This window comes from Nioella sp. (assembly GCF_964229645.1).
GTDB lineage: Bacteria > Pseudomonadota > Alphaproteobacteria > Rhodobacterales > Rhodobacteraceae > Nioella.
Genome location: NZ_CAXREX010000287.1, coordinates 1 through 10,527, shown reverse-complemented (window position 1 = coordinate 10,527; position 10,527 = coordinate 1). Strand labels below are relative to the sequence as shown.

11 protein-coding genes and 1 tRNA gene are annotated in these 10,527 nt (G+C 64.0%); all 12 read right to left on the bottom strand.

The window, feature by feature from the left end:
• A partial coding sequence (locus ACEQXV_RS18370) for an SPFH domain-containing protein (protein WP_370270381.1) occupies nt 1-791 on the bottom strand: 791 nt, incomplete at its 3' end.
• Nucleotides 792-1,202: 411 nt separating this feature from the next.
• Nucleotides 1,203-1,275, bottom strand: a tRNA-Tyr gene (locus ACEQXV_RS18365).
• A gap of 297 nt (nt 1,276-1,572) precedes the next feature.
• Nucleotides 1,573-2,805: a tryptophan synthase subunit beta gene (gene trpB, locus ACEQXV_RS18360; RefSeq protein ID WP_370270379.1), complete on the bottom strand. Its 1,233-nt coding sequence runs from the start codon at nt 2,803-2,805 to the stop codon at nt 1,573-1,575.
• 188 nt (nt 2,806-2,993) lie between these two features.
• Nucleotides 2,994-3,635, bottom strand: a complete 642-nt coding sequence (locus ACEQXV_RS18355) for a phosphoribosylanthranilate isomerase (RefSeq protein WP_370270378.1) — start codon at nt 3,633-3,635, stop codon at nt 2,994-2,996.
• Nucleotides 3,636-3,644: 9 nt separating this feature from the next.
• Nucleotides 3,645-3,989 carry a lipopolysaccharide assembly protein LapA domain-containing protein gene (locus ACEQXV_RS18350; protein ID WP_370251798.1) on the bottom strand — a complete coding sequence of 115 codons (345 nt, stop codon included), beginning with the start codon at nt 3,987-3,989 and terminating at the stop codon, nt 3,645-3,647.
• A 3-nt stretch (nt 3,990-3,992) separates the two neighbouring features.
• Nucleotides 3,993-4,283 (bottom strand): integration host factor subunit beta, encoded by a 291-nt coding sequence (ihfB, locus tag ACEQXV_RS18345; protein WP_370251799.1) that lies wholly within the window; start codon nt 4,281-4,283, stop codon nt 3,993-3,995.
• A gap of 261 nt (nt 4,284-4,544) precedes the next feature.
• Complete coding sequence (rpsA, locus tag ACEQXV_RS18340) at nt 4,545-6,224, bottom strand: 30S ribosomal protein S1 (RefSeq protein ID WP_370270377.1); 1,680 nt, start codon at nt 6,222-6,224, stop codon at nt 4,545-4,547.
• A 212-nt stretch (nt 6,225-6,436) separates the two neighbouring features.
• Entirely contained in the window at nt 6,437-7,435 is a 999-nt protein-coding gene (locus ACEQXV_RS18335) for an aldo/keto reductase (protein ID WP_370270375.1), read from the bottom strand.
• The gene (locus ACEQXV_RS18330; protein ID WP_370251804.1) at nt 7,432-8,046 is read right to left on the bottom strand and encodes a d(CMP) kinase; all 615 of its coding nucleotides are present in this window, start codon (nt 8,044-8,046) and stop codon (nt 7,432-7,434) included. The genes ACEQXV_RS18335 and ACEQXV_RS18330 overlap by 4 nt, the downstream gene beginning before the upstream one ends.
• A 42-nt stretch (nt 8,047-8,088) precedes the next feature.
• Entirely contained in the window at nt 8,089-8,493 is a 405-nt protein-coding gene (locus ACEQXV_RS18325; RefSeq protein ID WP_370270374.1) for a GFA family protein, read from the bottom strand.
• A complete protein-coding gene (locus ACEQXV_RS18320; protein ID WP_370251806.1) occupies nt 8,490-8,894 on the bottom strand; it encodes a GFA family protein in 405 nt (134 codons plus the stop codon). Before ACEQXV_RS18320 ends, ACEQXV_RS18325 begins: the two co-directional genes overlap by 4 nt.
• 73 nt (nt 8,895-8,967) lie before the next feature.
• On the bottom strand, nt 8,968-10,320 hold the full coding sequence (gene aroA, locus ACEQXV_RS18315; RefSeq protein ID WP_370270373.1) for a 3-phosphoshikimate 1-carboxyvinyltransferase: 1,353 nt from the start codon (nt 10,318-10,320) through the stop codon (nt 8,968-8,970).
• Nucleotides 10,321-10,527: the final 207 nt, after the last annotated feature.

Here is a 10,527-nt window from a genome sequence, read left to right as displayed (position 1 = left end):
TCGACGGCCCCCTTCTCGGCCAAGAGCCGGTCGAGGGTCATCGCCCCGAGCGTCTTGCGAAACGCAAGCTGCACGGCGCGGTGAAGCGCCTCGGCATGGTCCCGCACCATCGTCACGGCCTTGACCGCATCGACCACGCGGAAGACAGCGGTAAGGTTCACGCGGATTGAGACCCGGTCCTTGGTGAGGATCTCCTGGCCGGTGACCTCCTTGGTCTGCCAGCGCAAGTCGACCTGCTGGACCGTATGCCGACGCCCGAACATCCAGAACCAGTGGGTCCCGGGCTGAAGCACCTTGGCAAGCACACCATCGGTGAAGAGAAGGGACACGCGTCCTTCCTCGACCGTGGTGATGTTCACCTGAGCATCCAAGCGCGCCCGTTCAAGCCGACGGGCAAGCGCCGGATCAACGGTCACATCCTCGGCCATGTCGAAACGCTGCACCTGCCACGGGCCGGCATCGGACCAGAAGAGCACGTGCTGTTCCGGCCCGACAAGATCGGTGACGATCCCCTCGCGGAGGAGAACGGCCACCTCGTCGGGGCCCGTGCGAAGCTCGGTGAAATGAGCCTCGACAAGGTCGCGGCGGTCACGAAGCAATGGCGCCGCAAGGGCGGACACGAAGCGCGGAGCGGAAAGGTCAAACCGTTCGGTCTGAACGTCCTGCATGTCGATCCAGTGTTCACCAGGGACAAGGATCTTGTCGATCTGACCCTTGGAAAGCACAAGTGTGCGGGTGTTGGCGGGAACGAGCAATCGTCGCTGGTTCCGGAGGGCTTTCAAAATAGACATGTCAGGTCTCCTTCAATTGTCGTGTCTATCGTCGTCGCAAAGCGCGATCTCCTTGAGTTGGGTTGGGGTTGCGCAGTCCTTGGCCTGCGTCAGGTGTTGGCAACGGGCGGAATTGCCCGTTGCGGGAAATGGAGTGGGCCCCGAGGCTGGTCCTGCCTTGCCCGCGGGCGGAGAGCCTCGGAGCGGCAGAGCGCAGGAGCCGCGGGACCCGACCGATCCCGGCAGGGCCTGGCAACTCGCAGCAGGTCTGCATCACGACGCCCCCGGCCCACAGCCAGGACGCAGAACGTCCGTCCCTTCCGGCACGCCGCAAGAGATGGCCGCCCCACGCAGAGCGGCCCCGGAACCCTATGTTGCGAACCACTCACGTGGCTGGTTGTGCAAAAACCAGTGCCCTCTTGGGCGTTTCGGAGCGAAAAGCAGGAGTTGAACCTGCGCCACTCGGATTTACGATCCGATGCTCTGCCAACTGAGCTATTTTCGCGTGACGTTTGGATGTCACGAAGGCACCTGCCCCGGTTTCAGGCCCTGGCATACGGAAAACGGCAGTGCCGCCCGCACCGGCGGGGTGATCATCCCCAATCCGCTAGGGCCAGCCCGTCGGCTGGTGAGGACGGGTGATACGTCCGACGGGGGCCTCCGCTCAACATGTGATTTCGTGTAACAATTACACCGTTGCGGGAGCGCAACAATATTGCGCCCTCGCGCAACAAATGAAAAGGGCGCCCTTTGGGGACGCCCTTCATCGAAGCTCCAACCGGTGTCGGATATGCGGGATGTTTCAATCTGCCTCGGCCATGTCGAAACCGAGATGTTTCGCGACCGTGAAGATATCCTTGTCGCCCCGTCCGCACATGTTCATGCAGATGATGTGATCCTTCGGAAGCTCCGGCGCGATCTTGATCACATGGGCCAGCGCATGGGAGGGCTCCAGCGCCGGGATGATGCCCTCCTGCTGGCAGCACAGCTGGAACGCGGCCAGCGCTTCCTTGTCGGTCACGGAGACATAGTTTGCCCGGCCGATATCGTGCAGCCAGCTGTGCTCGGGGCCGATGCCGGGATAGTCGAGACCAGCCGAAATGGAGTAACCCTCCAGGATCTGGCCATCCTCGTCCTGCAGCAGATAGGTGCGGTTGCCATGCAGCACGCCGGGACGACCGCCGGTCAGCGAGGCACAATGCTCCATCTTCTCGTCGACGCCCTTGCCGCCCGCTTCCACACCGATGATGTTCACGGACTTGTCGTCGAGGAACGGGTAGAACAGCCCCATCGCGTTCGACCCGCCGCCGATGGCCGCGATGATCGTATCGGGCAGACGGCCCTCGCGTTCCATCATCTGTGCCTTGGCTTCCTTGCCGATGATCTGCTGGAAATCGCGGACCATCGCCGGGTAGGGATGCGGGCCAGCCACGGTGCCGATGCAGTAGAACGTGTCGCGCACGTTGGTCACCCAATCGCGCAGCGCGTCGTTCATCGCGTCTTTCAGAGTGCCCCGCCCCGAGGTTACCGGCACCACCTCTGCGCCCAGGAGGCGCATGCGGAAGACGTTGGGCTTCTGGCGCTCCACGTCATGAGCGCCCATGTAGACCACGCATTTCAGACCGAACTTGGCACAGACCGTAGCGGTGGCCACGCCGTGCTGCCCGGCCCCGGTTTCAGCGATGATCCGGGTCTTGCCCATGCGGCGGGCCAGGATGATCTGGCCGAGAACGTTGTTGATCTTGTGCGCGCCGGTATGGTTGAGCTCGTCGCGCTTCATGTAGATCTTGGCGCCGCCCAGATGGTCCGTCAGGCGGTCGGCAAGATAAAGCGGGCTCGGCCGGCCAACATAGTGCTTCCACAGGTCGTCCATCTCGGCCCAGAAGCTGTCATCGGTCTTGGCGTGCTCGTATTGCCGTTCCAGTTCAAGGATCAGCGGCATCAGCGTTTCCGACACGAAACGCCCGCCGAAATCGCCAAAACGGCCGTTCTCGTCGGGGCCGGTCATGAAGGAATTGATCAGGTCTTCGGCCATTGGTCCTCTCCGCGCCAAGTCTCCGTTTGACTACCTATTGCAGGGCGCGGGTCAGGACAAGGCAAAGGCGCGTCGACGCAGCGCCTGAAAACCCCGCCGTTTCACGTAGTGCCGCTAGAAGGCCCCAACGAGGTTATGAAACCAGGTCTCAGATGTGAGGCAATCGGGCAGTCGTGCCAAGCCGCGTCCTAGATGCCAGCCGCGTCTGCAAAGGCCCGCATGAGCGCCCCGTCCTTGATGCCCGGAGCACGTTCCACGCCCGAGGACACGTCGACCTGCCGAGCCCCTGTCAGGCGCACGGCCTCAGCGACGTTCTCGGGGGTCAGCCCCCCCGCCAGCATCCAGGGACCCGGCCAGTATTTCCGGTTTGCCAGAAGCTGCCAATCGAAGGCGAGCCCATTGCCGCCGGGCAGCTCCGCCCCCTTGGGGGGCTTAGCGTCGATCAGCAACTGGTCGGCCACGCGGCCATAAAGGTCGATCGCAGCCAGATCCGCGGCATTGGCCACGCCGATCGCCTTCATCACGGGCAGACCGTGGCGGGCCTTGAGCTCTGCCACCCTGTCGGGGCTTTCGCGGCCATGCAGTTGAAGCATGTCGATCGGTACCGAGGCGAGGATGGCGTCGAGCGTCGCGTCATCTGCATTCACAGTGAGCAGGACCTTGGCAACGCCCGGCGGCACATCGAGTGCCAGCCGTGCCATGTCGGCGGGCTCAAGGTGCCGGGGGGACTTGGCGAAATGCACGAAGCCAACGTAGCGCGCCCCGGCTTCTGCCGCTGCGGTCACGTCTTCCCTGCGGGTCAGCCCGCAGAATTTCACGGAAACGGACATCGGCAGGGCTCAGTCTTCCAGAAGGGCGAGCACCTCGTCACGCCCCCGGTTGGCATCCCCTTTCAACGCCTGCACCTCGCGCGCAAGCTGGTCACGTTCCTTGCGGTTAGCCTTCGCTTCAGCGCGCTGCTTGTGTTCGCGGAACCATTCCCAGACGAAACCGATCAGAAGGCCCGCGACGATCCCGCCGAGGAGCACGATGAACAACGGCAAGGTGATCGAGACATTCCAGTTCACCCATTCGGCCAGATCATGCGGCAGCACGGTCAGCGTGACCGGATCGCGATTGGCCAAGGCAAGCAGAACCAGCGCCAGGGCAATGGCCGCCAGGAACAGGTATTTGATGTATTTCACAGCTCAGGAACCTTCCAAACCGTTCAGCCTGTCGCGCAACAGCTTGCCGGCCTTGAAGAAGGGAACATGTTTCTCTTCGACATCGACGCTTTCACCGGTGCGCGGATTACGCCCAATCCTCGCATCCCGCTTCTTCACCGAAAACGCGCCGAAACCGCGCAGTTCCACCCGGTTGCCTTGCGCCAGGGCATCGATGATCTCTTCGAAGATGGCGCTGACGATCCGTTCCACATCCCGCTGATAGAGATGGGGATTTTCGTCAGCCAGTTTCTGGATCAGTTCCGAACGTATCATCCAAACCCCCTGGCCGCGGTTTTCCCTGACCCGGCAACTATAGGGGCAAAGGAACGATCTGGGAATTGGAAAGCCGTTGAAAATTGGGCGAAATCCGCCCTCTCCCGGGCCATTCGCGCAGCATATTGCCGATGAACCGCTGGCTTGGCCCGATCAGGCGCGGCTCTGCCCGATCCGCAACGCGGTCTGATTCGGGCATTTAGGGACGAAAAAAGGCCCCGCATCTCTGCGGGGCCTTTCCTGTTTCGGTCCGGGGTCGGATCAGTTGTCGCCGCCCTTGAGCGCGGCACCCAGGATATCGCCGAGCGATGCGCCGGAGTCGGAGGAACCGTACTGTTCCACGGCTTCCTTCTCTTCCGCGATTTCGCGGGCTTTGATCGACAGACCCAGGCGACGCGAGCGCGCATCGACATTGGTGACGCGCACGTCGATCTTGTCGCCGACCTGGAAGCGCTCGGGGCGCTGTTCGGCACGATCGCGCGACAGGTCCGAGCGGCGGATGAAGGACTTCATGCCTTCGTATTCCACCTCGATGCCGCCATCTTCGATCGCGGTGACTTCCACGGTGATGACCGAGCCACGCTTGACGCCGTCGATGGCTTCGGCGAACGGATCGCCTTCAACCGCCTTGATGGACAGCGAGATACGCTCCTTGTCGGTATCGACTTCGGACACCACGGCCTTGACGACATCGCCCTTGCGGTAGTTGCCGATCACGTCTTCGCCACGACCTTCCCAGGTCAGGTCGGAGAGGTGCACCATGCCGTCGATGTCGTTGTCGAGGCCGATGAACAGACCGAATTCGGTGATGTTCTTGACTTCGCCTTCCACGACGGTGCCGACCGGGTACTGCTCTTCGAACACTTCCCAGGGGTTGCGCATGGTCTGCTTGAGGCCGAGCGACACGCGGCGCTTGGCGGTATCGATCTCCAGCACCATGACTTCGACTTCCTGCGAGGTCGAAACGATCTTGCCGGGGTGCACGTTCTTCTTGGTCCAGGACATTTCGGACACGTGAACGAGGCCTTCGACGCCGGGTTCCAGCTCCACGAAGGCACCGTAGTCGGTGATGTTCGTGACGCGGCCGGTGTGAACTGATTCCAGCGGGTACTTGGTTTCCACGGAATCCCACGGGTCGGCCTGCAGCTGTTTCATGCCCAGGCTGATACGGTGGGTGTCCTTGTTGACCTTGATGACCTGCACCTTGACGGTTTCGCCAATGGTCAGAACCTCTTTGGGGTCGTTCACGCGGCGCCATGCCATGTCGGTGACGTGCAGCAGGCCGTCGACACCGCCGAGGTCCACGAAGGCACCGTATTCGGTGATGTTCTTGACCACACCGTCAACCACGTCGCCTTCGCTGAGCTTGCCGATGACCTCGGCGCGCTGCTCGGCGCGGGACTCTTCGAGGATCGCGCGGCGCGAGACAACGATGTTGCCACGGCGACGGTCCATCTTGAGGATCTGGAACGGCTGCTTGAGGTTCATCAGCGGGCCGGCGTCGCGCACGGGGCGCACGTCAACCTGCGAACCGGGCAGGAAGGCCACGGCGCCGCCGAGGTCGACGGTGAAGCCGCCCTTGACGCGACCGAAGATGGCGCCTTCGACGCGCTCTTCGTCTGCATAGGCCTTTTCGAGGCGATCCCAAGCGGCTTCGCGGCGGGCCATTTCACGGCTGATCACGGCTTCGCCGCGTGCGTTTTCGACCGAGCGCAGGAAGACCTCTACCTCATCGCCGACGGCGATTTCGGGGGCTTCACCGGGGTTCGCGAATTCTTTCAGATCAACGCGGCCTTCCATCTTGTAGCCGACGTCGATGATGGCCTGGCCTGCCTCGATGGCGATGACCTTGCCTTTGACAACAGACCCTTCATCGGGGGTGTCGATCTCGAAGCTTTCGTTAAGGAGGGCTTCGAATTCCTCCATGGATGCGTTAGCCATGTGGCGTCATTTTCCTTTAGCGGTGTTACTGGCCGAGCGGTTGTCTCCGCCGGTCTTTGGGTTGGTCTTACGGTCGATTCTCAAACGAATGAGGGCCGGGGGAAGACCCGACCCTGCTCGATTGAGGCGTTGACCGCCTGCTTGACGGGCGCTCTATAGCCGGGTGCGCCGTGAAGGGCAAGCCCGAAGCGCCAGTGAAACAAGGGCTGCGCTCAGCAATAACGCTCTGGCCCGATCCACTGGTCCTCGGAGTAGCGATCCCCCGCGCACCATCCGGGCGGAAGCGCTGCGTCGATGGCCGCCAGCCCATCGGCACCAAGCTCCAGGTTGGCCCCGTCCACGAGTTGTTGAAAATGCGCCAGTGACCGCGTGCCCGGAATCGCCAGCATGTGATCGCCCTGCGCCAGAACCCAGGCAATGGCCAGCGCGGCGGTGCTGGTGCCCATGTCGCGGGCCAGGGCCCGCAACCGGTCGGTCGTGGCGATGTTGGCGCGATAGTTTTCTTCCGAGAAGCGTGGGTTCGAGGCCAGGAATGGCAGGGTCTGCACCGCTTCCCAGCTCAGCGGATGATCAGTCAGGAAGGACCGCCCGATCGGGGAAAACGGCACGAAGGTCGCGCCGATGCGGGCACAGGCCTGGATCAGGCCCAGTTCCGGCGACCGGGTCGAGAGGGAATATTCCGACTGCACCGCCGCAACCGGATGAACCGCGTGGGCGCGCTCCAGCGTGACAGGGGCGATTTCGCTCAGCCCAATGGACTTGGCCTTTCCCTTCCTGACCAGGGTCGCCAGCGCCTCGACGCTTTCCTCGATTGGGCGCGCCTTGTCGCGACGATGCGCATAGAACAGGTCCACTGCCTCGACCCCAAGCCGCTTGAGGCTGGCATCCAGCTCGCTTTCGAGGTGGTCGAGGTCGTTGCGGAACACACGGTTGCCATCCCCGTCCCGGGCAATGGCGGCCTTGGTCGCGATGGTGAAGTGATCGCGCGCTTCGGGCCGGGCCCTGAGATATGCCCCGATCACCGATTCAGATCGCCCCACGCCATAGACATTGGCCGTGTCGATATGGGTGACTCCGGCGGCCATCGCCGCGTCGAGAATGGCAAAGGAGTTTTCATCCGTCGTCTTCCCGTAGAAATCCGAAAATGACATTGCCCCGATGCCAAGGGCCGAAACCTTGGGCCCGGATTGGCCAAGCGAGACTTGCTTCATGCGTCTGTTTCCTTCGCCTTGATCGCCGCGATTGCCGCCGCCAGCGCCTGCTCGATCGTCATATCTGACGTGTCGATCAGGACAGCATCCTCGGCAGGTTTCAGCGGGGCGGTTGCCCGCTCGCTGTCGCGCGCATCGCGTTCGCGCAGCTCCGCCAGCACCTCGTCAAAGCTGATCTCCCGCCCTCGGTCAATCAGCTCCTTGTGCCGCCGCGCCGCACGGGTTTCATCCGAGGCGGTGACATAGAGCTTCGCCTCCGCCTCGGGGCAGATCACTGTGCCGATATCGCGCCCGTCCAGCACCGCGCCACCCATGCGACGGGAAAAGGCGCGCTGGAAATCAAGCAGCGCTGCCCGCACCTCGGGGATCACGGCAACCTTGCTGGCCGCCTGTGCCGCTTCGGCCCCGCGCAGGTCGGGATGATCAAGGTCTGCGGCCCGCAGGGCCGCCGCTGCCTCCACCGGGTCTTCCCCGTCCAGCATCCTCTGCCCTACGGCGCGGTAGAGCAGCCCCGTATCGAGATAGGCAAAGCCGAAATGATCCGCCACCGCCCGCGCGATGGTTCCCTTGCCCGCCGCCGCGGGCCCGTCGATTGCAACCGTGAAAGCCATGGTCACAGGGCTAGCCCCGCCCGCCCGCAGGCGCAAGCGCGATCAACGGGGAACCTGCGTTGTCAGCGCCGGGTCATCGCCCTCGGCCTGGGGCAGACCGTCGGCAATCTGGTAGTAGTCGCCCTTGACCGCGCAGTAGATATGGCCCGCCAGTGTCAGGCCGCTTGCTCCTTCGATTGTGCCTGCGAAGATCGACAGATGCGAGCCCGGCCCGTCCCAGAAGAGGTTGCTGCCACAGGTGCCGCAAAACCCGCGCCGCGCCTGTGGCGAGGATTGGAACCACGTCACCTCCCCCGTGATCTTGACCCCGTCCCGCGCGGCAGATGTCGCCGCCACATGATGACCAGAGGTCTTGCGGCACTGGGTGCAGTGGCAGGCAATCACGGGGCGAAGCGGCCCCGAGACAGAATAGCGGACGTCACCGCACAGGCAGGATCCGGTCGTCATGGAACGATCTCCTCTCCGGTTTCCCAGTCGACATAACAGGGCGCGCCGTCATCACAGCGATAGTAGTCGCCCTTGTCCGCGTAGAAGATGTGCCGCTCCAGCCGCAGGCCTGTCGGCGCGGCCATCGACCCGGCCGAGACATAGACGATGCCGTCGAACTGCTCCCAGAACAGGTAGCTGCCGCAGGTGGCGCAAAATCCGCGCCGCGCCTTGCCGGGGGTGGAGTCGTACCAGCGGGGCGTGCCCTCGACGCTGATCGCATCCCAGGGAACGGGCGCGGCGGCACTGAAATGCCCCGTCACCTTGCGGCACTGGCCGCAATGGCAGCCAGAGACGCCCTCGCGGATCTCACCTTCGATCCGGTAGCGGATTTCCCCGCACAGGCAGCTTCCGGTAATCATATGCGTCCCCTCCGGCAGTTTCGGGGGCAGAAGACCACAGCCCCCATCCCCGGTCCTGCCGGAAAGCGACCTGTCAGGCGCCGGTCCGCTCCAGCGAGGCGCCAAGCGCGCCCATCAGCGGCTCGAATATCGGGAAACTCGTAACGATGGGGCTCGCGTCATCAACCCGCACCGGGTTTTGTGCCGCCATGCCAAGGCAGAGGAAGGACATGGCGATGCGGTGGTCGAGATGGCTCTCGGTCAGGCCGCCACCGGGTACGTTCCCCGCACCCTTGCCGGTCACGATCCACCAATCGGGGCCGTCCTCGACCGACACGCCATTGGCGCGCAGGCCTGTGGCCATCGCGTCGATCCGGTCGCTTTCCTTCACGCGCAGTTCCATCACCCCGCGCATGACGGTCTGCCCGGTCGCATTGGCCGCGACCACCGACAGGATCGGGTATTCGTCAATCATCGAGGCGGCGCGGGCGGGCGGCACCTCGATGCCCGTCATGTTGGGAGAGTATTTCGCACGCAGGTCGGCAACGGGTTCGCCCCCCTCATCGCGCATGTTCTCGAAGGTCAGGTCGGCACCCATCTCCTGCAAGGTGTAGAAGAGCCCCGCCCGGGTCGGGTTCAAGCCGATATTGGGCACAAGCACGTCCGAGCCCGGCACGATCAGCGCCGCGCAGACCGGGAAGGCCGCGGAAGACGGATCGCGCGGCACGGTGATGGTCTGCGGCTGCAACTCCGGCTGGCCAGTAAGCGTGATGACCCGGCCCTCATCGGTATCCTCCACCGTGATCTCGGCCCCGAAGCCCGCCAGCATCCGCTCGGTATGGTCGCGGGTGGCCTCTTTCTCGATCACCACGGTCTGGCCCGGTGCATTGAGCCCCGCCAGCAGCACGGCGGATTTCACCTGCGCGCTTGGCACCGGCACCGTGTAGCGCACCGGAACAGGCTCGGCCGCGCCCACCAGCGTCATCGGCAGCCGCCCGCCCGCACGTCCGACCGACTGGCAGCCGAAAAGCGCCAGAGGGTCCGTCACCCGCGCCATGGGGCGTTTGTTCAGGCTGGCATCCCCGGTGAAGGTTACGGTGATCGGGCTGGTCGCCATCGATCCCATGATCAGCCGCACCCCGGTGCCGGAATTGCCGCAATCGATGACATTGTCAGGCTCGGCGAAGCCGCCGACACCAACACCGTTGACCCGCCATTCGCCCTCGCCAAGACGTTCGACATCGGCACCGAAGGCCTTCATCGCCTTGGCTGTGTCCAGAACGTCCTGCCCTTCCAGCAGGCCACTGATCCGGGTCTCGCCCACGGCCATCGCCCCCAGGATCAGGCTCCGATGCGAAATCGACTTGTCGCCGGGAACATCGGCGGTGCCGGACAACGGCCCTGACGGGTGCGAGGTCATGGGAACGGGGGTGCCGTGGCCGGACATGGGCGCGTCTCCTGTCAAAGGTTCGGGCCGGGTGATAGCGCCTGACAGGGGGGGCGTAAACTCCCCTTCTGCCCATTGGGCCTCGACAGGGCCCATCCCGTGCCTCCCCGGATGATTGCCCGCACCGGTCACCTTCTTCTTGGCAAAAATACTCCGGGGGCGTCGCCGCCAGGCGACGGGGGCAGCGCCCCCCTCCGCGCGGGGCGC